The following is a 24,926-nucleotide window of genomic DNA, read 5'->3' as shown; positions in this document are numbered from 1 at the left end:
CAATGGCCACCATTCCCATCACCAAGCGCGGAGCCGAGAAGCTCAAGGACGAACTGCACCGCCTGAAAACCGTGGAGCGTCCCTCCATCATCCAGGCCATCGCCGAGGCACGTGCCCAGGGTGACCTGAGCGAAAACGCCGAATACGAGGCCGCCAAGGACCGCCAGGGCTTCATCGAAGGCCGCATTGCCGAGGTCGAGAGCAAGCTGTCGGCTGCCCAGATCATCGATCCCTCTTCCGTGGATGCCGGTGGCCGCGTGGTCTTCGGTGCAACGGTGGAGCTCGAGGATGAAGACAGCGGCGACACGGTCAAGTACCAGATCGTCGGCGAGGACGAGGCCGACCTCAAGTTGGGCCTGATCAACGTCTCCAGCCCCATCGCGCGCGCGCTGATCGGCAAGGAAGAGGGCGATACCGCCGTCGTGCAGGCACCAGGCGGCGAGCGCCGCTATGAAGTGGTGTCGGTGCGCTACCTCTGATGCGTCGGCGCCTGTGCCTCGATCATTGAGGAAGGCCTAAGCCCATGAGCAACCTGTACGAGCGCATTCCCCTGCTGGCTGCTGCCCTGTGGTGGGGCAGCCTGTCGGCCATCGGCTTCATGGCCGTACCCATGCTGTTCGCCCAATTGCCCACGCCGGCTGTCGCGGGCTTCATGGCAGCCAAGCTGTTTGCTGCGCAGACCTGGGTGTCCATCGCCTGCGCGGCCCTGCTGCTGGTCCTGTCCCGGCGCAGTAAGGAGCAGGTCCTGCAGCCCTGGGCCAAGGCCTGTCTGGGCTTTGTGATCGCAGGCATGCTGCTGGCATTTCTGGTCCAGTACGGCGTGTCGCCGCGCATCGTTGCACGCGACAACCTCAAGTTGTGGCACAGCGTGGGCACGGTGATGTATGCGCTGCAGTGGCTGTGTGCGCTCGTCGTGCTGTGGCGCATAGGCAGTCCGTCTCAAACGAAAGCCGAGGCCACGGCCTGAGCCCGGTCCTGCCGGTTCGGTGCCATGCCAAACGAAAACGCCCACAAGCGCGGGCGTTTTTTTGTGGGCCGAGCTGCTCACTCGTGCCAGTGCTCGGCCACCCAGGTAGCAGGCTGGATATAGCGAAAGCGCCGATTGCGCCGGCCGGCCAACGCGTCGGGCGGGTTGCATTCTCCGTGGAAGATGACCACGCGTGCACCATCCGGCACGAAGGGCGGCTTCCAGTAGTTCGTCGGCCATGCGGGTATGCAGTGGTACTTGAAGCTGGGGCACCAGGCCTGCGGCCAGTACTTGAGCTTGCCCTGCTTGTGCAGCATGTCGGACAGGTAGGCCTGTTCGTTGCGGAAGCTGCTGCGGATCTCTTCGAAATGCGTGCGGAAGTAGTCCAGTACCTCGGGGTGGGCACCCAGCTCGAAGCGGTACACCGAGGAATTGCCCGTGATGCGCCAGGGACGCTTGTAGTCGTGGATGATCAGGAATTCGCCGGGCTCGGTGAAAAAATCGTCCAGCGGCCCGGTGATGACCACGTCCACGTCAAGAAACAGCGCCGTGCCGCGCAGGCCATGCAGGTCGGCGCTGAAGGTGGCCAGCTTGTTCCAGCCACGCTCGGGAATGCCGGCGGGCAGGTTCAGCGGCGGAATGGGCAGGCATTCGACTTCGTCACGAATCCCCACGCCGTCATCGGTCAGGCAGACAAGGCGAAAATCGCCCTTCAGATGCCGACGCACCATGGCGTAGAGCCTGTTGACATACTCCGGACCGTACTTCTTGCCCCACTTCATGCAGATCACGAAGCGCTGCTGCGCAGAGGGGGAGGCGGAGGGCGGTTGCGCGGCCTGGGCCACGCTGGCGGCATGGGATGCTACGGTCATGGATGCGGCGGACTCAGTCTGCCTGGCGCTTCTTGACCGACTTTTGCTTGGGCTTGGCGCGCTTGACCTGGCCACCTGCCGTCAGGCGCTGGTTGCCCAGCACGCGGATCTGCTTGACCTCGGGCTTTTGGCCGGAGCGCTTGCTGAACTTGAGCAGCTTGACATCGCGAGGACCGGGCATGCGGTTCTCGTCGACGGCTTTTTCCTTTTCTGGCATGGGGCGCCAGAGCACCAGCAGCTTGCCGATGTGTTGAATGGGTGCAGCGCCAAGTTCGTCGCACAGCTGCAGATACATCTGCTCGCGTGCGGCGCGGTCGTCGTTGAAGACACGGACCTTGATCAGGCCATGTGCGTTAAGGCCGGCGTTGACCTCCTTTTGCACGGCAGCCGTCAGGCCGTCACCTCCGATGAGGACCACGGGGTCCAGGTGGTGTGCGTTGGCGCGGTGTTCCCGGCGCTCGGCGGGAGTCAATTGAATTTGGGGCATGGCCGTATTATCGAGGCTGAAAGAATCCAGCATGAAAGTCCAAACAAAAAGCAAGAAGGTCAACAAGGCTTGGCTCAACAGCCACGTCAACGATCCTTACGTCAAAGCCGCCCAGAAGGACGGCTACCGCGCTCGCGCGGCCTACAAACTCAAGGAGATAGACGAGCAGCTCAAGCTCATCCGGCCGGGGGCCACGGTGGTGGATCTGGGCTCTACGCCAGGGGCGTGGAGCCAGTATGTGCGCCGCTCCCTATCGCCAGAAGGCGCGGCGGTGGGCGCGCTCAATGGCCGGATCATCTCGCTGGATCTGCTGCCCATGGAGCCCATCGAGGGCGTGCAGTTCATTCTGGGCGATTTTCGTGAGGAGCCGGTGCTGGCGCAACTGCAGGAGGCGCTGGGCGGCGGCAAGGCCGATGTGGTGGTCTCCGACATGGCTCCGAACCTGTCGGGCAACGGTACGACAGATGCGGCGCGCATTGCGCTGCTGGTGGAGCTGGCGGTTGATTTCTCCATCCACCATATGAAACCTGAAGGGGCCTTGGTCGTGAAGCTCTTCCACGGCGGGGCCTACGACGACCTGGTGGCGTTGTTCCGGCAGACCTTCAAGGTGGTCAAGCCGATCAAGCCCAAGTCCTCGCGAGACAAGTCTTCAGAGACGTTTCTGGTGGGCATGGGGCTCAAGTAGCTCTGCACAGCCGCCCGGCGCGGCCCTGACGCGGGTCAAGACCGCATTCAAGCTATGGCTGCTATAGAGGGATATAGGCGACCAGCCAGCTTGAAACACCTAAAATGAACCGCAAATACGCTTCGAGCACGCTGGAAGTCGTTTTATCTGTATCCCCATTGGAGCCCCGCTTGAACAATCAGTGGTTTTCAAAAATTGCCGTCTGGCTGGTCATCGCCATGGTGCTGTTTACGGTGTTCAAACAATTTGACACCCGTGGCGGCGCCGGCGCGTCCCATGTCGGTTACTCCGAGTTCCTGGAAGAGGTGCGCAGCAACCGCATCAAGAGCGCCACCATCCAGGAAAGCCCCGGCGGCACCGAGATCGTGGCCACGACCAACGATGACCGCAAGGTGCGCACCACGGCCACCTACCTGGATCGTGGGCTCGTGGGCGATCTGATCAACAACAACGTCAAGTTCGACGTCAAGCCCCGCGAAGAAGGCTCGGTCCTCATGACCCTGCTCGTCAGCTGGGGCCCCATGCTGCTGTTGATCGGCGTGTGGGTGTACTTCATGCGCCAGATGCAGGGCGGCGGCAAGGGCGGTGCTTTCAGCTTCGGCAAGAGCAAGGCGCGCATGCTGGACGAGAACAACAACACCGTGACCTTTGCCGACGTTGCAGGCTGCGACGAAGCCAAGGAAGAGGTCAAGGAAGTCGTGGACTTCCTCAAGGACCCCAACAAATTCCAGAAGCTCGGCGGCCGCATTCCGCGTGGCCTGCTGCTGGTCGGGCCTCCGGGTACCGGCAAGACGCTGCTGGCCAAGTCCATTGCGGGCGAGGCCAAGGTCCCGTTCTTCAGTATCTCGGGCTCCGACTTCGTGGAAATGTTCGTGGGCGTGGGCGCTGCCCGTGTGCGCGACATGTTCGAGAACGCCAAGAAGAACGCACCCTGCATCATCTTCATCGATGAAATCGACGCCGTGGGTCGCCAGCGCGGCGCAGGCCTGGGCGGTGGCAACGATGAGCGTGAACAGACCCTGAACCAGATGCTGGTCGAGATGGACGGCTTCGAGACCAACCTCGGCGTGATCGTCGTGGCTGCGACCAACCGTCCCGACATCCTGGATGCCGCCCTGCTGCGTCCCGGCCGTTTCGACCGCCAGGTGTATGTGACGCTGCCCGATATCCGCGGCCGCGAGCAGATCCTCAATGTGCACATGCGCAAGATTCCTGTCGGCCAGGACGTGAATCCGGGCGTGATCGCCCGCGGCACGCCCGGCATGTCGGGTGCCGATCTGGCCAACCTCTGCAACGAAGCAGCCCTGATGGCCGCGCGCCGCAATGCGCGTACCGTCGAGATGCAGGACTTCGAGAAGGCCAAGGACAAGATCATCATGGGCCCCGAGCGCAAGAGCATGGTCATGCCCGAGGAAGAGCGCCGCAACACGGCCTACCACGAGGCGGGCCACGCGCTGATCGGCAAGCTGCTGCCCAAGTGCGATCCCGTGCACAAGGTCACCATCATCCCGCGCGGCCGTGCGCTGGGCGTGACGATGAGCCTGCCCGAGAAGGACCGCTACTCCTACGACAAGGAGTTCATGCTCAACCAGATCGCCATGCTGTTCGGTGGACGCATTGCCGAAGAAGTGTTCATGAACCAGATGACCACGGGTGCGAGCAACGACTTCGAGCGGGCCACGCAGATCGCACGCGACATGGTCACGCGCTACGGCATGACCGACGCGCTGGGTCCCATGGTCTATGCGGAGCAGGAAGGCGAGCCTTTCCTGGGCCGCTCGATGAGCAAGACCAACAGCATGAGCGAGCAGACGATGCAGAAGGTGGACCAAGAGGTTCGCCGCATCATCGACGAGCAGTACGGACTGGCGCGCAAGCTGATCGAGGACAACTCCGACAAGATGCATGCCATGGCCAAGGCCATGCTCGACTGGGAAACCATCGACGCCGAGCAACTCGATGACATCATGGCCGGCCGCGAGCCGCGTCCTCCCAAGGACTGGGTGCCGCGCAACCCGCCGTCGTCCGACGGTGGCAACTCGTCCGGCGGCACGCCGGCAGTGGATGCCGACCCTGCGCCCACCACGGCCTGATCTGCTTGCCGCAGAATCTGCCAATCCCATGCAAAGGGCCCCGAGGGGCCCTTTTGCTTTGCTTGCCGGATGTGCTCAATCGCCCACAGCGGTGGCCGAGCGAGAGGCCCGGTCCGGCAAGCGCCTACCTTCAGGAAATCCCATGCCGCATCAATGGCAGACTTCGCGCTTTGTTCTAGACCTTCAGCGTCCACTGGTCATGGGCATCGTCAATGTGACGCCCGACTCGTTTTCCGACGGCGGGCGCCACAACACGGTGGAGCGGGCCTTGCGGCATGCAGAGCAGCTGATCGGTGAAGGCGCGCACATCCTCGACATCGGCGGCGAGTCCACCAGGCCCGGCTCACCGGCCGTGCCGCTGGACGAGGAATTGCGGCGCGTGCTGCCCGTGGTGCAGGGCGCGGTGAAACTGGGCGTGCCTGTCTCCGTCGATACCTACAAGCCCGAGGTCATGCAGGCCGTGCTGGATCTGGGGGCCGACATCGTCAACGACATCTGGGCGCTGCGCCAGCCGGGCGCGCAGCAGGTGGTGGCCGCGCACCCGAGCTGCGGCATCTGTCTCATGCACATGCATGGCACGCCGCAGGACATGCAGACCATGCCCATGCAAGGCGATGCCGTGCCCGCCGTGCGCGATTTCCTGCAGTTGCACAGCGATGCCCTGCTGGCCCGGGGCGTGGCGCGCGAGCGCATTGTCTGGGACTACGGCATCGGCTTCGGCAAAAGCGTGGCACAGAATTTTTCGCTGCTTGCGCGCCAGCAGGAATTGCTGGGCCTAGACTTCCCGCTGCTGGCGGGCTGGTCGCGCAAGGGCTCGCTCGGGCAGGTCAGTGGCCTTGCGCAGGGCCAGCGCATGGTGCCCAGTGTGGCGGCGGCGCTGCTGGCCGTGGAGCGGGGTGCGCGCGTGGTGCGCGTGCACGACGTGGCCGATACGGTGGCGGCATTGACGGTCTGGCAGACCATGCACGACAACAACTGAACAACAAAGGAGCACTATGGCACGCACATATTTTGGTACCGATGGAATTCGCGGCCTGGTGGGCCGCTCGCCCATCACCCCCGACTTCGCGTTGCGCCTGGCGCACGCCGTGGGCCGTGTGCTGCGGCGCAAGGAAGCCCGCCCGATGGTGCTGATCGGCAAGGACACCCGGATCTCGGGCTACATGCTGGAGAGTGCCCTGGAGTCCGGCTTCAACTCGGCCGGCGTGGACGTGATGCTGCTCGGTCCCCTGCCCACCCCGGGCGTGGCCTACCTGACGCGTGCCCAGCGCGCCAGCCTGGGCGTGGTCATCAGCGCCAGCCACAACCCTTACTACGACAACGGCATCAAGTTCTTCAGCGCACAGGGCACCAAGCTGCCCGATGCCTGGGAGGAAGAGGTCGAGCAGGCCTTGACCGAAGATCCCGTGTGGGCCGACTCTGCCGCTCTGGGAAAGGCCCGGCGCCTTGAAGACGCGGCAGGGCGCTATATCGAGTTCTGCAAGAGCACCTTTGACCATGCACTCACGCTCAAGGGCGTGAAGATCGTTGTCGATGCGGCCCATGGCGCGGCCTATCAGATCGCACCCAAGGTCTTCCATGAACTGGGGGCCGATGTGGTGGCCATAGGCTGTGCGCCCGATGGACTGAACATCAACGAAGACGTGGGTGCCACGCACCCTGAGGCTCTGGTGCTGGCCGTGCGCGCCAACAAGGCCGATTTCGGCGTGGCGCTGGATGGCGATGCCGACCGGCTGCTGCTGGTCGATGCGGCAGGGCGGCTCTACAACGGCGACGAACTGCTGTATCTGCTGGCAGCCGACCGGCTGGCGCGCGGCGAGGCCGTGCCGGGCGCCGTGGGCACGCTGATGACCAATATGGCCGTGGAGGTGGCGCTGAAGTCCCAGGGCGTGGGCTTTGTGCGTGCCAAGGTCGGCGACCGCTATGTGCTGGAAGAGCTGCACCGCCAGGGCTGGACCCTGGGCGGTGAGGGCTCGGGCCATTTGCTGGCGCTGGACAAGCACACCACGGGCGACGGCCTGGTCAGCGCACTGCAGGTGCTGCAGGCCTGCGTGCGCTCGGGCAAGAGCCTGTCGCAGTGGCTGTCGTCCGTGCAGCTGTTTCCCCAGGTGCTGCTCAACGTGCGGCTGCAGCCGGGCCAGGACTGGAAGCGCAACACCCAATTGGAAGAGGCCACCGAGGCCGTCAAGGCCGAGCTGGGCGATACGGGGCGGGTGCTCATCCGCGCCAGCGGCACCGAGCCTTTGCTGCGCGTGATGGTGGAGGCGCGCGATGGCGACCAGGCCAGCCGCTGTGCCGAGCGCCTGGCCAGCGTGGCCAAGAATTCGCCGGTTGCCTGAGCGGTTGCACGCTCCTGTGCATGGAAGGCCGAGGCTTCATGCCCCGGCTTTTTTTCGTCTGGATTCCGGTGCGCGAGGTGATGCGATGCGCGCGGTGATGCAGCTCGGTCAGCCCTGGCTGCGCAAGAAGGACTCCAGCGCCTCTGGTGCCAGCGGGCGGCTGAAATGGTAGCCCTGGGCCTCATCGCAGCCTTGCTCGCGCAGGAACTCCAGCTGTGCCTCGGTCTCCACGCCCTCGGCCGTGGTCTGCATGCCCAGGGCCTGGGCCATGCGGATGATGGCGCTGACAATGGCGCGATCGTTGCTGTCGTGGTCCAGATCCTGGATGAAGGACTGGTCGATCTTGAGCTTGTAGATCTGAAAGCGCTTGAGCTGGCTCAGGGATGAATAGCCGGTGCCGAAGTCATCCATGGCCAGGCGCACGCCGTGCTCGCGCAGCCGGTCCATGGTGGCTGTCGCCTGGCGCGGATCATGGATGGCCACGCCCTCGGTCAGCTCCAGCTCCAGAGAATCGGCCGGCAGGTCGCTGTCGAGCAGGATGCGGTTGATGATCTCGGGCAGTTGCTGCTGATGGAACTGGATGGCCGAAAGATTCACGGCCACCTTCAGGTCGCGCAGGCCCGCATTGCGCCAGACCTGCAACTGCTGCATGGCGCTGCGCAGCACCCATTCGCCGATCTGCAGGATCTGGCCGCTGTCCTCGGCCACGGGAATGAACTCGGCCGGTGAGACCGAGCCCAGTTCCGGGTGCTCCCAGCGCAGCAGCGCCTCCACGCTGCGCACGCGGCCCGTGCTCAGCGTGATCTGCGGCTGATAGTGCAGATACAGCTGATTGCGCTCCAGCGCCCGGCGCAGCGCATTCTCCAGCTGCAGGGCGCGCAGGGACTGGGCCTGCATCTGCGGAGTGAAGAAGCGGTAGGTGTTGCGGCCGGCCTGCTTGGCGTGGTACATGGCCGCGTCGGCGGCCTGGGTCAGCGAGTCGATGTCGTGGCCGTCGCGCGGGTACAGCGCAATGCCCATGGACGGCGCAATGGTCAGCTCATGGCGGTCGATCTGGTAGGCCTGGCGCGACGCCTCCTGCAGCTTGCCGGCCACGCGGGCCGCGCCCTGGGCATTGGCGCCGGGCAGCAGCAGCACGAATTCGTCGCCGCCGATGCGGGCCACCGTATCGCGGTCGCGCACGACGGCACGCAGGCGTCGGGCAATCTCCACCAGCAGGGCATCGCCCACGCGATGGCCCAGCGAATCATTGACATGCTTGAAGTGGTCCAGGTCCAGGAACATCACGGCCAGCGGCGTGTCGTTGGCCTTGGCCAGCTCGATGGCGCGGGCACTGCGCTCGGCCAGCAGCGTGCGGTTGGGCAGGCCGGTGAGCGCGTCGTAGTGCGCCATCCAGTAGATGCGTTCCTGGTCCAGCTTGCGGTCGGCAATCTCCCGGTGCAGGTTCTCCACCGTGGCGCTGAGTTCGCGTGTGCGGTCGCGCACCTGCTGCTCCAGCAGTTCGTGGGCCTGGCTCAGGGCCTGCTGGGCACGCAGGCGGTCGTCGATATCGCTCACGATCCAGATCGATCCCTCGCGCGCATCGCCCGGATTGATGAGCCGCCCCGTGAGCTCGCCCCAGAACAGGCTGCCGTCCTTGCGGCGCAGGCGGCGCTGCGTGCGAAAGGACAGGCCGGCGCTCAGCGTGCGGTAGGCCTCGCGTCCCAGGCTGCGCAGCTCATCGCGGCTGGGATGCAGGTGTTCGCTGTTGATGCCCACCAGCGCATGCTCGCCCGCGTAGCCGAAGATGTCTGCGTAGCACTGGTTGCAGCGGACGATGACGCGTTGGCGAATGAAGACGATGCCGACGCCGGCATTGTCGAGCAGGGCCTGCTGCTCGCGCAGGCTGCGTTGCAAGGACGCCGCCATCATCGAAGACGGACGTTCGAGTACAGGGTCGTACGCAATCGTCGGCGCGGACATGGCGAAGCGGTGGGGCGGTAATGAAGGGAGGGTGGGAAGCTTACAAAGTGTAGCACTTGTGCGAAAAACACTCTATCGGCCTTCCCTGACGCAAGCAGGGCCTGGGCCGTCATGGGCCGTCACTTGCCGGGTGCAACTTGCCTGCGCCTGTGTTTTCCGGAGGCTTCGGCATCCAGCCGATCGGCCAGCTCATACAGCACGCCATGCCGCAGGGCGCCATGCGTCACGCGCATGCGCTCGATGCCCAGGCTGGAGAAGATCGCCCGCATCACGCTCATGCCGCCGCCGATCATGGGGCGCAGTTCTTCCTTGAGCCCGTCCATGTTCACGCGGCTGACATGCCCTGCACGCAGCAACTGCGCCTGCAGCCAGTCCAGTCCCTGCCGCGTGATCCAGCCGGCCGTGCCATCGGGTGCATGGGCCAGCACCTTGACGATGGCACCGGCCGTGCCGGAGGACCCATAGGCATGGCTCCACTGCCCGGCGGCAAACCGCGCGGCTTCGGGCGCAATGATGTCGGCCACCGCCGCTTCGGCCTGGGACAGTGCCTGGGCCGACAGCTCTCCATCGGGAAAGTGGCGCAATGCCCAGGTCACGCTGCCAAAGGCGAAGGAGCGTGCCTGCAGCACCTGCCGCTGCTGGCCAAGGCACAGCTCGGTCGATCGGCCACCGATGTCCACCACCAGCCGCCGCTGGGGACCGGGTGGGAGCAACTGGGCGACGCCGCGATAGATCAGGCGCGCTTCTTCCTCGCCGTCGATGACTTCGATGGCGCACCCCAGGATGCGCTGGCCCTCGTCCAGGAAGACCTGGCGGTTCGATGCCTCTCTCAGCGTCTGCGTGGCCACGGCGCGAACGCGGTGGCGGGGCAGGTCGCCCAGCACCTGCGCATAGCGCTCCAGGCAGGCCCAGCCACGCTGCATGGCCTCCAGGCTCAGGGCTCCCTGTGCGTCCAGGGCGCTGCCCAGGCGTATGGCTTCCTTGCGGTGGCTGAACAGCTGTACCTTTGCGCCGTCGCTGCGGGCCATGGCCAGCAGGCAGCTGTTGGAGCCAATGTCGATGGCGGCCAGGCGGCTTTCGGGGGGATTGGAAGAGGGCATGCGCGACAGGCGGACGACGACACGGCTGCGGCAGGTTTGCAGCAGCCAACGCCATCCAGGGGGATGGCAGTGAGCTTAGCACCCTGGCGATACAGCGCGGCCCTCGTGGCTGCGTGACCTCGTCATGACCTTTGCATGACAGCGCCAGCGCAGCCCTTCATTGCCGGAAGTCGCTTGTATGACAGGTGTCATGCGTGGATGGGATCTATGTCATGAACATGTCACAAACCCGGGGCAGACTGCCCGAATCCCCGGCCCACGGGGTGACTACCGGGTCCTGCACAGGCCGGGCCCCTGCATCCATGCCCCAGACATTCACGCCGATTCCCGCCAGCGCCTCTGCCGCGCCTGCCGAACCAGAACATGAACAGGGGCTGCGCACCATGCCCGCAGGGCCGGCCTCGCTGGGCATGGCCCGCGAGACAGCGCCCATACCCGTCTCTGCACCCTTGAATGTCCCGATGATGCCCCTGGCCAAAAGCCTTTCCACCGCCCTGCTGGAATTGCAGGGCCAGGCGATGCCAGCGTCTGCCCCGGTCTCTGCTGCGGGGCTGGCCGCCGCGGCATACACTGGCCTGTACGCCACAGCCGAAAGCGGTGAAGTGCAAGAGCAACAGCAGCAGCAACAACAGTTTCTGGACCGCGACCATTGCATCCTGGCGTTCAACGAACGCGTGCTGGACTGGGCTGTGCGCGAGGATGTGCCGCTGCTGGAGCGGCTGCGCTACCTGTGCATCGTCTCTTCCAATCTCGACGAATGGTTCGAGGTGCGCTGCGCCCCCCATGTGACGGCGGCCAAGGCCGGCGACGCCAAGGGCCTGTATACGCTGCAGAGCTTTCGCTCGCTGATGGACAAGGCGCATGAGCTGGTATTGCGCCAGTACACGCTGTACAACCAATCGCTGATTCCTGCCTTTGCGGGGCAGGGCATACGCGTGGTCTCCCATGGCGAGCGCAGCAGCGCCCAGCGCAAATGGGTGCGCGAATACTTTCTGCGCGAAGTCCAGCCCCTGCTCATGCCGGTGGGCCTGGACCCATCCCATCCATTTCCCCAGGTGGCCAACAAGGCGCTGAACTTCATCGTGCGCCTCAAGGGTGTCGATGCCTTTGGCCGCGCCAACGAGGTGGCCATCGTCAAGGTCCCGCGCGCCTTGCCTCGCCTGGTGCGCCTGCCGGAGAAGATCGCGGGCAAGCAGCGCCTGTTCGTGAGCATCTCCAGCATCGTGCGCGCCCATCTGGTCGAGCTGTTCCCGGGGCGTGAGGTGGCGGAGTTCGCGCAATTCCGTGTCACGCGCCATTCGGACCTGGCGGTGGATGAGGACGATGTCAGCGACCTGCGCATGGCGCTGCGCCAGGGTCTGCACCACCGCCACTACGGCCAGGCCGTGCGGCTGGAGGTGTCCTTTGCCTGCTCGCCCATGTTGTCCGACCTGCTGCTGGGCCAGTTCGGCCTGCCGACCGAGGCACTGTTCCGCGTCAAGGGGCCCGTGAACCTGGTGCGCCAGTCGCAGTTGGTGGATCTGGTCGATGACCCCGCGCTGCTGTTCCCGCCGTGGCGTCCGGCATGGCCGCGCCAGCTGCAGCCGGGCCGCTCGGTGATGGCCCAGATCCGCAAGCGTGACGTGCTGATCCACCAGCCTTTCGAGAGCTTCGACGGCGTGCTGGAGCTGCTGCGCGAGGCCGTCAACGACCCCGAGGTGCTGGCCATCAAGCAGACCATCTACCGCACCGGCTCCGACTCCGAAATCATGCAGTTGCTGGCCGAGGCCGTGCGCCGTGGCAAGGAGGTGCTGGCCGTGCTGGAGCTCAAGGCCCGCTTTGACGAAGAGGCCAACATCAACTCCGCCGAGAAGCTGGAGGCCCTGGGCGCCCAGGTGGTCTACGGCGTGCTGGGCCTGAAGACGCACGCCAAGATGCTGCTGATCACGCGCCGCGAAAAGCGCAGCGGGCAGCTCAAGCGCTATGGACACCTGTCCACCGGCAATTACAACGTGCGCACGGCGCGCCTGTACACGGACATCAGCCAGCTGACCTGCGATGCGCAGATCACGTCCGACATGGATGCCGTGTTCAGCCACCTGTCCAGCCACAACCGCCTGCCCAAGCTGCACCAGCTGGTGATTGCGCCGTTCCAGCTGCACGACCGCATGCTGGCGCTGATCAACCAGGTGGGCGAGGCGGCGCAGCGCGGCGAAGAGGCGCGCATCGTGCTCAAGATGAATGCGCTGACCGACGAGCTGCTCATGCAGGCCCTGGTGCGTGCCGGCCAGCAGGGCGCGCGCATCGATCTCATCGTGCGCAGTGCCTGCATGCTGCCGCCGCAGCGCAAGGGCTGGACCGACAACATCCGCGTGCGCTCCATCATCGGCCGTTTCCTGGAGCACTCGCGCGTCTTCTACTTTGCCTGGGGCAAGCAGCAGGAGCTGCTGCTGTCCAGCGCCGACTGGATGAACCGCAACATGATGCGCCGGGTGGAACTGGCCTGGCCCGTGCGCGACCCCGTGCTGCGCCAGCAGGTGATAGACGAATGCCTGGTCGCTGGCCTGTATGACAACCGCGATGCCTGGACCCTGGAGGCCAATGGTGCCTACCAGCGTGCACCCTATCCGACCACGGGCCTGGGTGCGCAGCGCGCCTTGATGGAGCGCTACGGGCCCCAGGTCTGAGCTGCGTCACGGCCGGGCCCCCCGCGCTGTCCCGGCGCAAGCCGAAGCGGGTGGCCGTGCTCAGTGCAGATGCAGCTGCAAGGTCCAGGGCGTCTTCTGCCAGGCCACGGCCTCGGTGCGCAGCAGCTGGGCGGACTGGGGATAGCTTTTGGCCCAGCCTTCCGGCACGGTCAGGTGAAAGACGCTGTCCGAGCGATGCAGGCGAATGCCCTGCAGATCGGGGTCACGCCGGGCATGGCACAGCTGCACGGCCAGCCGCAGTGCGAGCAAGGGCCAGGCCACTGCCTGGTCCTCGATGGCGGCTTCCAGCTTGCGCAGCTTGCCCTGGTGGCCGAGCACGAGCTGGGTGATGCGCGCGCGCAGCTCCACAGGCCATGTTGCGGCACCGCAGTGCTCGGTGATGTAGGCGCCGTGCCGGTGGTAGGCGCTCAGGGAGATGCGCATGCCGATCTCGTGCAGGCTGGCGGCCGTGTCCAGTGCATGCGTGGACAGGGCATCGGGCGGTTGTTGCGCGTGCAGCGATTGCCAGGCCCAGCGTGCCACCTTGCGCACGCGCAGCGCATGCGGGGCGTCAATGCCGAAGTCCTGCTGCAGCGCGGCAATTTCGGCTGCCTCGCGGTCGGCGGGGGGCTCGTGCTCCAGCAGGTCGTGCAAAACGCCCTGGCGCAGCGCGCCCTGGGCGACTTCCAGTTCATTGATGCCCAGCAGGCCCAGGGCCGCAATCAGGATGCTCAGGCCTCCGGCGATGACGGCGCGGCGGTCTTCCTTGAGTCCGGCCAGCCGGATGCGGTCCACATGGCCGGCCTCCATCAGCTGCTCATGCAGCCAGCGCAGGCTGTCGGGCGTGATCAGCCCGCCGGAATATCCGTTGGCAGCCAGGATGTCGCCCACGGCGTTGGCCGTGCCTGACGAGGCATAGGCGCAGTCCCATGCAGTGGCCGGGTAGGCCGAGACGGTCTGGGTGAGGGCCGCCTGCGCGGCCTTGATGGCGGCCGAGAAATGTGCGCGCGACAGCGTGCCTTCGCCAAAGAATTGCGTGCTCCAGGCGACGCTGCCTATGGGGTAGGAGGCCACCTGACGCGCCTCGCCATGCTGGCCGATGATGACTTCGGTCGAGCGGCCGCCAATGTCCACCACCAGGCGCCGCTGCTGCGAGGGCGGCAACAGGCTGGAGACGCCGCGATAGATCAGCCGGGCCTCTTCCTCGCCCGAGATGACCTCGATGGGAAAGCCCAGCAGGGCGCTGCCGCGTGCGATGAAGACATCGCGGTTGCGGGCCTCCCGCAGGGTTTGTGTGGCCACGGCGCGGACCTGGTCGGCAGGAAAGCCGGCCAGGCGCTCGCCAAAGCGTGCCAGGCAGTCCCAGCCGCGTTGCATGGCCTCGTCGGTCAGCTCATGGTGCTCGTTGAGCCCATTGCCCTGGCGCACGGTCTCCTTGAGATATTCCACGCGCTCTATGCGCTGGTGGCTGCCGACGCGGCCTATTTCTAGGCGAAAGCTGTTGGATCCGAGGTCAACGGCGGCGAGCAGGGATTCTGGTGCCATGAAAGAAACGCCAATCAAGATTCGTCGAGCAGGAGTGCGCAGCGGTGCCGGGTGGCAGGGCTGCGCTTGTCTGGTGCCAGCTCGTGCGAGGCACAAGACTAAGACGGAATTGTGACACCGCGATGACCCGGGTCTTACAGACTATGGCCCAGCATTTGTGACGCCTTTTCTCCGTGTCATATCAATGTCACAAAGCCTTCTTACAGTCCAGCCATCGCATCTTTCAACCCCTAAGAGGTCTGTACATGAAGTTGTCTGTGATTCACATTCTGGTGGCTGGTGCTCTGTCTGCGGGCGGTATGGGCCAGGCCCTGGCCCAGCAGGAAGCCACCGGCGCCGGCGCCAGCTTCCCTGCGCCGCTGTACTCGAAGTGGGCCGCCGATTACCACAAGGCCACCGGCGTGAAGATCAACTACCAGTCCGTGGGCTCCAGCGCCGGCATCAAGCAGATCGAAGCCAAGACCGTGGACTTCGGTGCTTCGGACGAGCCGCTCAAGGACGACGAACTGGCCAAGAAGGGCCTGGTGCAATTCCCCACCGTGATCGGCGGCATCGTGCCCGTGGTCAACATCAAGGGCATCCAGCCCGGCCAGCTCAAGCTGACCGGCCAGGTGCTGGGCGACATCTACCTGGGCAAGATCACCAAGTGGAACGACGAGGCCATCAAGGCCCTGAACCCCGGCGTGACCCTGCCTGACGCCACCATCGCTCCCGTGCGCCGTGCTGACGGCTCGGGCACCACCTTCGGCTTCACGAACTACCTGTCCAAGGTCAATGCCGAGTGGAAGGAAAAGGTTGGCGAAGGCAAGGCCGTGAACTGGCCCACGGGTGCCGGCGGCAAGGGCAATGAAGGCGTGGCCGCTTTCGTGGGCCGCCTGCCCAACTCCATCGGCTACGTCGAGTACGCCTATGTCAAGCAAAACAAGCTGACCTACACGCAGCTGCAGACCGCTGGCGGCGCCTTCGTGTCGCCCGACGATGCCACCTTCAAGGCCGCTGCCGCCGGTGCCGACTGGGCCAAGAGCTTCTACCAGATCCTGACCAACCAGCCCGGCAAGGATGCATGGCCCATCACCTCGGCCACGTTCATCATCATGCACAAGGCCCAGGACAAGCCCGCACAGGCCGCTGCCTCGCTGAAGTTCTTCGAGTGGGCCTACAAGTCCGGCGACAAGACCGCCACCGACCTGGACTACGTGCCCATGCCTGACGCCGTCAAGAACGTGATCTTCCAATCCTGGGGTCAAGTCAAGGACGCCTCGGGCACCGCGATTTCCCTGAAGTAAACCCTGAAAAGGGGCCGTGGCGCACCGCCGGCAGGTGCATCATGGCCTCCCTGATCTCCCCACAAACCGCGAATAAAGGCGCCTCACGTGTCCACAACGTCGCCCTCGAACTCGCTGGCCGCCTCTGCACAGGCTTCCCAGCGACGCACACCTTCTCCGCTACGCCCCCCGATGCTGTCGGGGCGCGTGGCGGATCGCTTGTTTGGCGCTCTCGCGCGTCTGGCCGCGCTGCTGACGCTGGGCCTGCTGCTGGCCATCCTGGCTTCGCTGCTGGTCGGCGCCTGGCCCGCCATCTATGAATACGGCCTGAGCTTTCTGGGCCGCAGCGTCTGGGACCCCGTTCGCAACGAATATGGCGGCCTGGTCATGATTTACGGCACGCTGGCCACTTCGGCCATCGCGTTGCTGATTGCGGTGCCCGTGAGCTTTGGCATCGCCCTGTTCCTCACCGAGCTGTCGCCCGCCTGGCTCAAGCGCCCGCTGGGCACCGCCGTCGAGCTGCTGGCCGCCGTGCCCTCCATCGTCTACGGCATGTGGGGCCTGATGGTCTTCGGTCCCGTGCTCTCCACCTATGTGCAGCAGCCGCTGCAAAAGCTGTTTCAGGGCGTTCCTTATCTGGAAGCCTTCGTGTCCGGCCCGCCCGTGGGCATCGGCATCCTGTCGGCCGGCATCATACTGGCCATCATGATCATCCCCTTCATCGCCTCGGTGATGCGCGATGTGTTCGAAGTCACGCCGGCCCTGCTCAAGGAGTCGGCCTACGGCCTGGGCTCCACGACCTGGGAAGTGGTCTGGAAGGTCGTGCTGCCCTACACCAAGACCGGCGTGCTCGGTGGCGTGATGCTGGGTCTGGGCCGTGCGCTGGGCGAGACCATGGCCGTCACCTTCGTGATCGGCAACATGAACCAGCTCAACTCGCTGTCGGTCTTCGAGGCTGCCAACAGCATCACCTCGGCGCTGGCCAACGAGTTTGCCGAAGCGGGCGAAGGCCTGCACCAGGCTTCGCTGATCTATCTGGGCCTGGTGCTGTTCTTCATCACCTTCGTGGTGCTGGCCTGCTCCAAGGTGCTGCTCAACCGTCTGCAGAAGAATGAAGGAGCCCGCTCGTGAGCAGCACCTCCACCAAGATGATCAATGCCGCCGAACTGACGCGTGTGCGCCAGGCCAAGTACGCCAAGCGCAAGCGCGTGAACCAGGTGGCGCTGACCCTGTCGCTGGCTGCCATGGCCTTCGGCGTGTTCTGGCTGGTCTGGATCCTGTGGGAAACCATCACGCTGGGTATCGGCGGCCTGAGCCTGGCGCTGTTCAGCGAAATGACGCCTCCGCCCAATGAGGCGGGCGGCATTGCCAACGCCATCTTCGGCTCGCTGATCATGGTGGCCCTGGCCACCTTCGTCGGCACGCCCATCGGCGTGATGGCCGGTGTCTACCTGGCCGAATACGATGCGCGCGGCTGGCTGGCCAATACCACGCGCTTCGTCAACGACATCCTGCTGTCGGCGCCTTCCATCGTGATCGGCCTGTTCGTCTACACCGTGGTCGTGGCGCGCTTCAAGAGCTTTTCCGGCTACGCGGGCGTGGTGGCGCTGGCGCTGATCGTGATTCCCGTGGTCATCCGCACCACCGAGAACATGCTGGTGCTGGTGCCTGCCAGTCTGCGCGAAGCGGCCTATGCACTGGGCACGCCCAAGTGGAAGGTCATCATCATGGTGACGCTGCGTGCAGCGCGTGCCGGCGTGATCACCGGCGTGCTGCTGGCCGTGGCCCGCATTGCCGGGGAAACCGCTCCGCTGCTGTTCACGGCGCTGAACAACCAGTTCTGGAATGCCGACCTGTCCAAGCCCATGGCCAGCCTGCCGGTGACGATCTTCAAGTTCGCGATGAGCCCTTACGAGAATTGGCAGCAACTGGCCTGGGCCGGCGTGTTCCTGATCACCGTGGCGGTGCTCGGTCTCAATATCCTGGCGCGGTTCCTGACCCGCCAGAAGTAATGCAGCAATAAGCAATCAACAAGGACAAGGATCACGCAATGACTGCGACCTCTTCCACCGCGCTGAACTCCTCCAAGCTGACGGTTCGCGACCTGAACTTCTACTACGGCAAGTTCCACGCCCTCAAGGGCATCAACCTGGACATCCCCGAAAAGAAGGTCACGGCCTTCATCGGCCCGTCGGGCTGCGGCAAGTCCACGCTGCTGCGCACCTTCAACCGCATGTTCGAGCTGTACCCCGAGCAGCGCGCCGAAGGCCAGATCATGCTGGACGGCGAGAACCTGCTGACCAGCAAGCAGGACGTGGCGCTGATCCGCGCCAAGGTGGGCATGGTCTTCCAGAAGCCCACGCCGTTTCCCATGTCCATCTACGACAACATCGCCTTCGGCGTGAAGCTGTTTGAAAACCTCAGCTCCTCCGATATGGACGACCGTGTGGAATGGGCACTGCGCAAGGCGGCCCTGTGGGGCGAGGTCAAGGACAAGCTGCAGCAAAGCGGCTCGGGACTGTCCGGCGGCCAGCAGCAGCGCCTGTGCATCGCGCGCGGCATTGCCATCAAGCCCGAAGTGCTGCTGCTCGACGAGCCCTGCTCGGCCCTGGACCCGATCTCCACGGCCAAGATCGAGGAGCTGATTGCCGAGCTGAAGAACGACTACACCGTCGTCATCGTGACGCACAACATGCAGCAGGCAGCGCGCTGCAGCGACTACACGGCCTACATGTACCTGGGCGATCTGGTGGAGTTCGGAGACACCGAGCAGATGTTCTTCAAGCCCCAGCGCAAGGAAACGGAAGACTACATCACAGGCCGCTTCGGCTGAGCAGGAGCAATCGATGAACGAAAAACACCTTTCCAGCCAGTTCGACAGCGAACTCAACCGCGTCTCTGCGCGCGTCATGGAGCTCGGCGGCCTGGTCGAGTCCCAGATCCGCCAGGCGGTCTATGCGCTGTCGCGCTTCAGCATCGAGGCCGTGGAGCAGGTCGATGCCGCGGAAAAGCGCGTCAACGCCATGGAAGTGGAGATCGACCACGAGCTCTCGTCCATCATCGCCCGGCGCCAGCCCACGGCGCGCGACCTGCGCCTGCTGATCGCCTTCTCCAAGGCCACGGCCAATCTGGAGCGCATGGGTGATGAAGCGCACAAGATGGCGCGCATGGTCAAGTCCATCATCGAAAGCGGTGCTGCGCGCTCCCTGCCCACGGGCGACCTGCGCACGGCGGCCGAGATGGCCTCGGGCCTGCTGCGCAAGACGCTGGATGCCTTTGCGCGCCTGGACACCAAGGCGGCCGTGGCCATCCTCAAGGAAGATGATCTGATCGACCAGGAGTTCGACGGCTTCGTGCGCAAGCTCATCACCTACATGATGGAAGACCCGCGCACCATCTCGGCCAGCCTGGACCTGTTGTTCCTGGCCAAGGCCATCGAGCGCATCGGCGACCATTCCAAGAATGTGGCCGAGCTGATCATCTATCTGGTGGAGGGCAAGGATGTCCGTCACCAGACCATGGATGCCATTGAGTCGGCAGTGCTGTAAGTGCCGGAGGCGAACAACGGATGAAGAAGATGCCCATGGTCCTCATCGTCGAGGACGAGCCCGCCATCGCGGAGCTGATCGCTGTCAACCTGCGGCACAACGGCTTCCAGCCGGTCTGGGCCGAGGATGGCGTGACGGCTCAGCGCGAGCTGGATGCCGTGCTGCCCGACGTGATCCTGCTTGACTGGATGCTGCCCGGCGCCAGCGGCCTGTCCCTGGCGCGCAAATGGCGCGCGGACAGCCGCACCAAGGCCGTGCCCATTCTGATGCTCACGGCGCGCGGCGATGAACCTGACAAGGTGGCGGGGCTCGATGCGGGCGCCGATGACTACATCACCAAGCCCTTCTCGACCCAGGAGCTGCTCGCGCGCATCCGTGCCGTGCTGCGGCGCCGTGCGCCCGAGCAGATTCAGGACAAGGTCAATATCGGCGAGCTGGTGCTCGATGCCGCCGCGCACCGCGTGAGCTGGCAGGGCGACATGATCAAGGTGGGCCCCACCGAGTTCAAGCTGCTGCACTACCTGATGAAGCACCCCGAGCGCGTGCACAGCCGTGCCCAGTTGCTGGACAAGGTCTGGGGCGATCACGTCTTCATCGAGGAGCGCACGGTGGACGTGCACGTCAAGCGGCTGCGCGAGGCGCTGGGCATGGCCGGGGCATTGATTGAAACGGTACGCGGCGCCGGCTACCGGCTCAGCGCGCAGGCGCTGGCCTGAGGCCGTTTTTTCCGCATGAATCCACGCATGGCCTTCACGGGTCATGCCAGGGCGCCGCTGCCCCGGGCAGCGAATACAACGCAAAGAAGGCGCAAGTATGGGTTGGCGAGGTTTTCGCTTGTTGGCGTCCCAGATCGCGGGCGCATTGCTGGGCTGGTGGCTCTGGGGCGTCATGTCCGCCTCCAGCCCCGGCATGGCCGCCCAGGCCGTGGCGGCCCTGACGGGGGCGCTGTGCGCGGGCTGGATCTGGTGGCTGGTGGACAGCTGGAACGCCATGCGCCTGCTGTCCTGGCTGCGCCAGTCGGAGCTGCGGGAGGCGCCCGAGCTCAGCGGCATCTGGGGGGAAGCCAGCGTGCGCATGCGCCGGTGGCTGCGCCAGAGCGTGCAGCAGGTGCAGCAGGGCGATCAGCGCCTCAACGACATTCTTTCCGCCCTGCAGGCCAGCCCCAATGGCGTGGTCCTGCTGGACGCCGATGGGCGCATCGAATGGTGCAACCAGATCGCGGCGCGGCAGTTCGGCTTCGATGCCGAACGCGACCTGCTGCAAAGCATTGGCAACCTGGTGCGCGACCCCGAGTTCAGCGCCTATTTCGCCACCCAGGATTTCTCACGCGACCTGGTCATGCAGGGCCGCGAAAGCACGGCCTCGCGGCCCGTCAAGCTGTCGGTGCAGCTGTATGGCTATGGCGAAGGGCGCAAGCTGCTGCTGGCGCGCGATGTCACCGCGGTGGAGCAGGCAGAGGCCATGCGCCGCGACTTCGTGGCCAATGTCTCGCATGAAATCCGCACGCCGCTGACCGTGCTCGTGGGCTTTGTGGAGACGCTGCAGAACCTGCCGCTGGAGCCCGAGGAGCGCAACCGCTACCTGGGACTGATGGCCCAGCAGGCCGAGCGCATGCAGCATCTGGTGGAAGACCTGCTGGCGCTGTCGCGCCTGGAGGGCAGCCCCTTGCCCAGCAGCAACGAATGGGTACCCGTGGCCCAGCTGATGCAGCGCTGCGAGAACGAGGCGCGCGGCCTGTCTTCCATGCTCACGCGCAAGCAATCCCTGCCGCATGCGCTGAGCTTTCCGTCGGCCGAGATGCTGGCGCAGGCCGGTGAGGTGGCCGGCGCCAGCGCCGAGTTGCAAAGCGCTTTCTCCAACCTGCTGGCCAACGCCATGCGCTACACGCCGGCAGGCGGGCGCATCGAGGTGACCTGGGAGAGCCTGCCTGATGGATCGGCACGCTTTGCCGTGCAGGACTCCGGGCCAGGCATCGAACCCAAGCACCTGGCGCGTCTGACAGAACGCTTTTACCGTGTGGACCGCAGCCGTTCGCGCGACACCGGCGGCACGGGCCTGGGCCTGGCCATCGTCAAGCACGTGCTGCAGCGCCATGGCGCCAAGCTGGGCATCACCAGCGCGCCGGGCCAGGGGTCGGAGTTTTCCGTGACCTTTCCGGCCAGCCGTGTCCGCATCGCGGCCCCAGGCGCACGCGAAGTCGGCGAGGCCCGCGAAAGCCGCGCCGCATAGGCGTGGCCCCGTGTGAACGGCCGTTGCCGTTCAGCGGCTTGTGGCTTTGCGCACGATGGCGCTGAACACCAGGGCCGTCACCAGCAGCGCACAGGCACTGCTGGCCCAGAACGGGGCGGGCGTGCCATGGTGCAGCCAGGCGGGCAGGGCGCTGTCCGTGCCGTAGGCCAGCCAGTATCCGCCGGCCAGTCCGCCGCCCCACAGCAGCAGGCAGTAGATGACCAGCGGCGCCACGGTGATGCGGTAGCAGCGCAGCACGAAGAGGCAGAAGGTCTGCACGGCGTCGGCCACATGGTAGGCAGCCACCCAGGCCAGCAGGCTGGCGGTAGTGGCCACCACCTCGGGGTTGCTGCTGTAGATGCGGGCCAGGCCCTCGCGGGACAGGAACAGTGCCGAGGCCAGCACCAGTCCACCCGTTGCCGCAAGCCGCCAGCCCATGGTGACAAGGCGGCGCGCCATGGCCTCGTCCCCCGCGCCGCGCCAGTAGCTGATCCGCGCGCTGGTGGCAATCGCCAGCGACAGGGGCACCATGTAGCACAGCGCCGCAAGATTGGCAGCAATCTGGTGGCTGGCCGAGGACAGCGTGCCCTGGCGCGCCACGAACAAGGCCATCAGCGTGAACGAGGTCACCTCCACCAAAATTGCCAGCCCTGCAGGAACGCCCAGTCGAGCGAACTGCGCCAGTTGCGGCCAGTTCGGGGGCTCCATGCGCTGCCACAGCGCCAGGGGCGCATACAGGCTCTGGCTGCGCATCAGCACGAATGCGAGGGCGACCATGGCGTAGTTCACCACCAGCGTGGCCCAGGCACAGCCCTCGGCGCCCAGCGCAGGCAGGCCGGCGCCGCCAAAGGCCAGCCAGATCGACAGGGGGATTTTCAGCAGCAGCGACAGCAGCTGCAGCCAGGTCACCAGCAGGGGATGGCCCAGCGCCTGGTTCAGTGTGCTGTAGATGCGAAACAGCAGCGCGGCCGGAAGGCTCCAGGCCAGCACCGAAAGATAGGCCCTCACCTCCACCTGCAGCGGTGGCGGCACATCGGCCCAGCGCAGCAGCGCATCGGGAAACAGCAGCACGCCCATGCCCAGGGCGCAGGCGGCCAGCAGCATGTACATGGCCTGGCGCAGCGTGCGGCCTATGGCCTCGGGCTGTCCGGCGCCGCGATGCTCGGCCCACAGCGGCAGCAGGGCCTGGAAGATGCCCATCAGCGAGACATAGACACTCACGAAGATGGCCGAGCCCACGGACAGCGCTGCCAGCGCCTCTTCGGCGTAGCGGCCCGCCACGATGGTGTCGGTCACGCCGAAGGCCATCACCGCCAACTGCCCGGCCAGCACGGTCAGCGCGTGCTGGGCGATGGTGCGCCGTTCGGTGCCCAGTGGCGCGCGCGCGGGCTGGCTCATGGCCTGGCCTGGGCGCGGCTCGCCTCGGGCCTGCGCTTCAAGACCAGCAGGAAGTCCTTGCGATCGGTGGGGCGCACCACGCGGGCCACGGTTTCCCAGGTGCCCTGCAGGCGCGCGCTGTGCGGGTCCCGCCAGGTTTCTTCCTCGGCCACCATCCAGTCGCAGCGGGCGGCGCCGGCCATGCTCAGGCGTTGGGTGTCGATGTCGCCGTAGTAGCGCAGCGCCGCAATGTGCGCGCGGGGCAGGCCATAGGTTTGCACGCAGCTGCCGTCCTTGGGCAGTTCGGCCAGCACCTGGCGCATCTGCGGCTCGAAGCTGCGCGCGTGGTCCAGCAGCGGCAGCCACAGCGTCATCAGCAGCAGCCAGCCCAGCGTGGCACCGCTGGCCGGCAGCACCAGGCTCTTCCAGATGGCGGCGCGGTTGCGCGATGTGCGCCAGGCGACGAGCACGCACCAGGCCAAGGTGGCGGCAACCGCCACGGCGAAGGAGAACACCGAGAATTCCGGCGTGAACTGCGGAGCCAGCCTGGCCACATTGGCGGCCGGCTTGGCGGGAATGCCCGTCTGCAGCGAGAGCCAGATCACCCAGATGGCAATGGCGGCGGCGCTGAAGAACAGCAAGGTGAACCAGTCGATCAAGGCGCTGATGCTGCGGCGCAGCGTCGGCAGGGCAAAGGCTGCCAGCGTGGCGATGGCGGGCAGGCCCAGCAGCAGGGCGCGGTCCGCAGGCAGCGTGCTCAGCGAAGCGATCACCGGAATGACGGCGAACCACAGCGGCAGCGCCAGATGGGGATAGCGGCGAGGCGCGGCGATCTGGCGGCGCCAGACCCACAGGGTCCACATGGCCAGCGGCCAGGCCGGCCAGCTGAACCACAGCAGCAGCCTGACCAGGCTTTGCCATTCCTTGGCGGTGCCGCTGTCCACCAGGCGCCAGGCCCATTGGTCCAGCCACCAGGACAGTGCAGCCGCCAGCAGTGTGACGCCCAGCCACAGCGCGGTCCAGATGCGTGCCTCGCGCGGCGCGGGCGAGGGCTCGTCACCCCAGGTGCGCGAGAAGAACGCCATGGTCGCACCGCCCAGGCCGAACAGCGTGGCCACGGTCGGCGCGCCGCTCAGCGCCAGGCCCGGCAGGCCCAGCAGCAGCGCCAGCATGGCGGTGCGGCCGTGGTAGGGCATGGCTGCGGCGGCAAAGAACAGCAGGGCCGCGCAGCCGAGCTGGGTCATGTAGCTGGTGGTTTCATGGGAAAGCTGGGCCAGGCCCAGGCAGGCCACCAGGGCCAGCAGGCCGCCATCGGCCATGGCGCGCGCATAGTCGGTGGGCTGTGCCTCGCCGCCAAAGGCAAAGGCCACGGGGCGCGCGCCCGGCGTGCGCGCCAGGTAGTACACGCCCCACCAGGTGGCCGTCAGCGTGAGCACCAGCATGGCGATGAAGGGCAGGCGTGCCGCCATCTCCAGATGCAGCCAGGAAGGCGCTCCCTGCATGGCCAGCGCGCCAAGCCAGTACGACAGCAGGCCCTCGGATTCGGGCAGCAGGCCCGCCATGCGCGGTGCCAGCCACGAGGTATGGCCCAGGGCCAGCTCCCGCATGTAGCCGAAGGCCTCCATGTCGGCCATGCGCCAGGGGCTGCGCCCCACATATCCGGGCACGACATAGGCCAGGCACAGCAGCAGCAGCGACCAGCGGGGCAGGCGGCGCACGGCGCTTTGGGCAACGATGGCAGGGGTGGGCTGGTTCACTCACAGGACTTTCTGCAACGGAGGGCGCAAGAAT

Annotated in this window: 21 protein-coding genes; 14 read left to right on the top strand and 7 right to left on the bottom strand. The window is 65.8% G+C overall.

Annotated features, from left to right (window positions below; genetic code table 11):
* Positions 1–2: 2 nt before the first annotated feature.
* Positions 3–479 carry a transcription elongation factor GreA gene (gene greA / locus A4F85_RS00205; protein ID WP_012206729.1) on the top strand — a complete coding sequence of 159 codons (477 nt, stop codon included), beginning with the start codon at positions 3–5 and terminating at the stop codon, positions 477–479.
* Positions 480–523: 44 nt separating this feature from the next.
* Positions 524–967 (top strand): DUF4149 domain-containing protein, encoded by a 444-nt coding sequence (locus A4F85_RS00200; RefSeq protein ID WP_063325291.1) that lies wholly within the window; start codon positions 524–526, stop codon positions 965–967.
* 77 nt (positions 968–1,044) lie between these two features.
* Here the strand turns inward: A4F85_RS00200 and A4F85_RS00195 are convergent, their stop codons facing one another.
* Together A4F85_RS00195 and A4F85_RS00190 are read right to left on the bottom strand one after the other, a co-directional pair.
* Positions 1,045–1,839 (bottom strand): hypothetical protein, encoded by a 795-nt coding sequence (locus tag A4F85_RS00195; RefSeq protein ID WP_063325290.1) that lies wholly within the window; start codon positions 1,837–1,839, stop codon positions 1,045–1,047.
* Positions 1,840–1,852: 13 nt separating this feature from the next.
* Positions 1,853–2,326: a YhbY family RNA-binding protein gene (locus A4F85_RS00190; protein ID WP_013801462.1), complete on the bottom strand. Its 474-nt coding sequence runs from the start codon at positions 2,324–2,326 to the stop codon at positions 1,853–1,855.
* 31 nt (positions 2,327–2,357) lie between these two features.
* Here A4F85_RS00190 and A4F85_RS00185 point away from each other — a divergent pair, with 31 nt between their 5' ends.
* The 4 genes from A4F85_RS00185 to glmM all read left to right on the top strand — a co-directional run bounded on the left by A4F85_RS00185 (position 2,358) and on the right by glmM (position 7,443).
* Positions 2,358–3,011: an RlmE family RNA methyltransferase gene (locus A4F85_RS00185; protein WP_063325289.1), complete on the top strand. Its 654-nt coding sequence runs from the start codon at positions 2,358–2,360 to the stop codon at positions 3,009–3,011.
* 170 nt (positions 3,012–3,181) lie between these two features.
* Positions 3,182–5,104 carry an ATP-dependent zinc metalloprotease FtsH gene (gene ftsH, locus A4F85_RS00180; protein WP_016447469.1) on the top strand — a complete coding sequence of 641 codons (1,923 nt, stop codon included), beginning with the start codon at positions 3,182–3,184 and terminating at the stop codon, positions 5,102–5,104.
* A gap of 142 nt (positions 5,105–5,246) precedes the next feature.
* Positions 5,247–6,083: a dihydropteroate synthase gene (folP, locus tag A4F85_RS00175; RefSeq protein WP_063325288.1), complete on the top strand. Its 837-nt coding sequence runs from the start codon at positions 5,247–5,249 to the stop codon at positions 6,081–6,083.
* Between the two features lie 16 nt (positions 6,084–6,099).
* Entirely contained in the window at positions 6,100–7,443 is a 1,344-nt protein-coding gene (gene glmM, locus A4F85_RS00170; RefSeq protein ID WP_063325287.1) for a phosphoglucosamine mutase, read from the top strand.
* A 108-nt stretch (positions 7,444–7,551) separates the two neighbouring features.
* On the opposite strand, the gene A4F85_RS00165 is transcribed toward glmM, so the two are convergent.
* Complete coding sequence (locus tag A4F85_RS00165) at positions 7,552–9,405, bottom strand: EAL domain-containing protein (protein ID WP_013801467.1); 1,854 nt, start codon at positions 9,403–9,405, stop codon at positions 7,552–7,554.
* Positions 9,406–9,524: 119 nt separating this feature from the next.
* Positions 9,525–10,505 (bottom strand): Ppx/GppA family phosphatase, encoded by a 981-nt coding sequence (locus tag A4F85_RS00160; protein ID WP_063325286.1) that lies wholly within the window; start codon positions 10,503–10,505, stop codon positions 9,525–9,527.
* 212 nt (positions 10,506–10,717) lie between these two features.
* On the opposite strand from A4F85_RS00160, the gene ppk1 reads away from it, so the two are divergent.
* Entirely contained in the window at positions 10,718–13,171 is a 2,454-nt protein-coding gene (gene ppk1 / locus A4F85_RS00155; protein ID WP_063325377.1) for a polyphosphate kinase 1, read from the top strand.
* Between the two features lie 60 nt (positions 13,172–13,231).
* On the opposite strand, the gene A4F85_RS00150 is transcribed toward ppk1, so the two are convergent.
* Positions 13,232–14,716, bottom strand: a complete 1,485-nt coding sequence (locus tag A4F85_RS00150) for a Ppx/GppA phosphatase family protein (RefSeq protein WP_013801470.1) — start codon at positions 14,714–14,716, stop codon at positions 13,232–13,234.
* A 245-nt stretch (positions 14,717–14,961) separates the two neighbouring features.
* Here A4F85_RS00150 and pstS point away from each other — a divergent pair, with 245 nt between their 5' ends.
* The 7 genes from pstS to phoR all read left to right on the top strand — a co-directional run bounded on the left by pstS (position 14,962) and on the right by phoR (position 21,758).
* Entirely contained in the window at positions 14,962–16,002 is a 1,041-nt protein-coding gene (gene pstS / locus A4F85_RS00145) for a phosphate ABC transporter substrate-binding protein PstS (protein WP_012206717.1), read from the top strand.
* 171 nt (positions 16,003–16,173) lie between these two features.
* Positions 16,174–17,112 (top strand): phosphate ABC transporter permease subunit PstC, encoded by a 939-nt coding sequence (gene pstC / locus A4F85_RS00140; RefSeq protein ID WP_012206716.1) that lies wholly within the window; start codon positions 16,174–16,176, stop codon positions 17,110–17,112.
* A 17-nt stretch (positions 17,113–17,129) separates the two neighbouring features.
* Entirely contained in the window at positions 17,130–17,993 is an 864-nt protein-coding gene (gene pstA / locus A4F85_RS00135) for a phosphate ABC transporter permease PstA (RefSeq protein WP_034398840.1), read from the top strand.
* Between the two features lie 38 nt (positions 17,994–18,031).
* Entirely contained in the window at positions 18,032–18,814 is a 783-nt protein-coding gene (pstB, locus tag A4F85_RS00130) for a phosphate ABC transporter ATP-binding protein PstB (protein WP_012206714.1), read from the top strand.
* A gap of 13 nt (positions 18,815–18,827) precedes the next feature.
* Positions 18,828–19,529 (top strand): phosphate signaling complex protein PhoU, encoded by a 702-nt coding sequence (phoU, locus tag A4F85_RS00125; protein ID WP_012206713.1) that lies wholly within the window; start codon positions 18,828–18,830, stop codon positions 19,527–19,529.
* Between the two features lie 20 nt (positions 19,530–19,549).
* The gene (gene phoB / locus A4F85_RS00120) at positions 19,550–20,245 is read left to right on the top strand and encodes a phosphate regulon transcriptional regulator PhoB (protein ID WP_012206712.1); all 696 of its coding nucleotides are present in this window, start codon (positions 19,550–19,552) and stop codon (positions 20,243–20,245) included.
* A 118-nt stretch (positions 20,246–20,363) separates the two neighbouring features.
* Entirely contained in the window at positions 20,364–21,758 is a 1,395-nt protein-coding gene (phoR, locus tag A4F85_RS00115; RefSeq protein WP_063325285.1) for a phosphate regulon sensor histidine kinase PhoR, read from the top strand.
* 30 nt (positions 21,759–21,788) lie between these two features.
* Here the strand turns inward: phoR and A4F85_RS00110 are convergent, their stop codons facing one another.
* Both A4F85_RS00110 and A4F85_RS00105 read right to left on the bottom strand, forming a co-directional pair.
* Positions 21,789–23,156: an MATE family efflux transporter gene (locus A4F85_RS00110; RefSeq protein WP_063325284.1), complete on the bottom strand. Its 1,368-nt coding sequence runs from the start codon at positions 23,154–23,156 to the stop codon at positions 21,789–21,791.
* Positions 23,153–24,892 (bottom strand): hypothetical protein, encoded by a 1,740-nt coding sequence (locus A4F85_RS00105; protein ID WP_063325283.1) that lies wholly within the window; start codon positions 24,890–24,892, stop codon positions 23,153–23,155. Before A4F85_RS00105 ends, A4F85_RS00110 begins: the two co-directional genes overlap by 4 nt.
* Positions 24,893–24,926: the final 34 nt, after the last annotated feature.

It is taken from the genome of Delftia sp. GW456-R20, from assembly GCF_001622915.1.
Lineage (GTDB): Bacteria > Pseudomonadota > Gammaproteobacteria > Burkholderiales > Burkholderiaceae_C > Comamonas > Comamonas acidovorans.
This window is presented reverse-complemented; position numbering and strand designations above follow the sequence as displayed.

Excerpts from the sequence above, each read along its gene's own strand:
- greA (WP_012206729.1), top strand. The coding sequence starts at position 3 with ATGGCCACCATTCCCATCACCAAGCGCGGAGCCGAGAAGCTCAAGGAC.
- A4F85_RS00200 (WP_063325291.1), top strand. The coding sequence starts at position 524 with ATGAGCAACCTGTACGAGCGCATTCCCCTGCTGGCTGCTGCCCTGTGG.
- A4F85_RS00195 (WP_063325290.1), bottom strand. The coding sequence starts at position 1,839 with ATGACCGTAGCATCCCATGCCGCCAGCGTGGCCCAGGCCGCGCAACCG.
- A4F85_RS00190 (WP_013801462.1), bottom strand. The coding sequence starts at position 2,326 with ATGCCCCAAATTCAATTGACTCCCGCCGAGCGCCGGGAACACCGCGCC.
- A4F85_RS00185 (WP_063325289.1), top strand. The coding sequence starts at position 2,358 with ATGAAAGTCCAAACAAAAAGCAAGAAGGTCAACAAGGCTTGGCTCAAC.
- folP (WP_063325288.1), top strand. The coding sequence starts at position 5,247 with ATGCCGCATCAATGGCAGACTTCGCGCTTTGTTCTAGACCTTCAGCGT.
- glmM (WP_063325287.1), top strand. The coding sequence starts at position 6,100 with ATGGCACGCACATATTTTGGTACCGATGGAATTCGCGGCCTGGTGGGC.
- A4F85_RS00165 (WP_013801467.1), bottom strand. The coding sequence starts at position 9,405 with ATGTCCGCGCCGACGATTGCGTACGACCCTGTACTCGAACGTCCGTCT.
- A4F85_RS00160 (WP_063325286.1), bottom strand. The coding sequence starts at position 10,505 with ATGCCCTCTTCCAATCCCCCCGAAAGCCGCCTGGCCGCCATCGACATT.
- ppk1 (WP_063325377.1), top strand. The coding sequence starts at position 10,718 with ATGAACATGTCACAAACCCGGGGCAGACTGCCCGAATCCCCGGCCCAC.
- A4F85_RS00150 (WP_013801470.1), bottom strand. The coding sequence starts at position 14,716 with ATGGCACCAGAATCCCTGCTCGCCGCCGTTGACCTCGGATCCAACAGC.
- pstS (WP_012206717.1), top strand. The coding sequence starts at position 14,962 with ATGAAGTTGTCTGTGATTCACATTCTGGTGGCTGGTGCTCTGTCTGCG.
- pstC (WP_012206716.1), top strand. The coding sequence starts at position 16,174 with ATGCTGTCGGGGCGCGTGGCGGATCGCTTGTTTGGCGCTCTCGCGCGT.
- pstA (WP_034398840.1), top strand. The coding sequence starts at position 17,130 with ATGATCAATGCCGCCGAACTGACGCGTGTGCGCCAGGCCAAGTACGCC.
- pstB (WP_012206714.1), top strand. The coding sequence starts at position 18,032 with ATGACTGCGACCTCTTCCACCGCGCTGAACTCCTCCAAGCTGACGGTT.
- phoU (WP_012206713.1), top strand. The coding sequence starts at position 18,828 with ATGAACGAAAAACACCTTTCCAGCCAGTTCGACAGCGAACTCAACCGC.
- phoB (WP_012206712.1), top strand. The coding sequence starts at position 19,550 with ATGAAGAAGATGCCCATGGTCCTCATCGTCGAGGACGAGCCCGCCATC.
- A4F85_RS00110 (WP_063325284.1), bottom strand. The coding sequence starts at position 23,156 with ATGAGCCAGCCCGCGCGCGCGCCACTGGGCACCGAACGGCGCACCATC.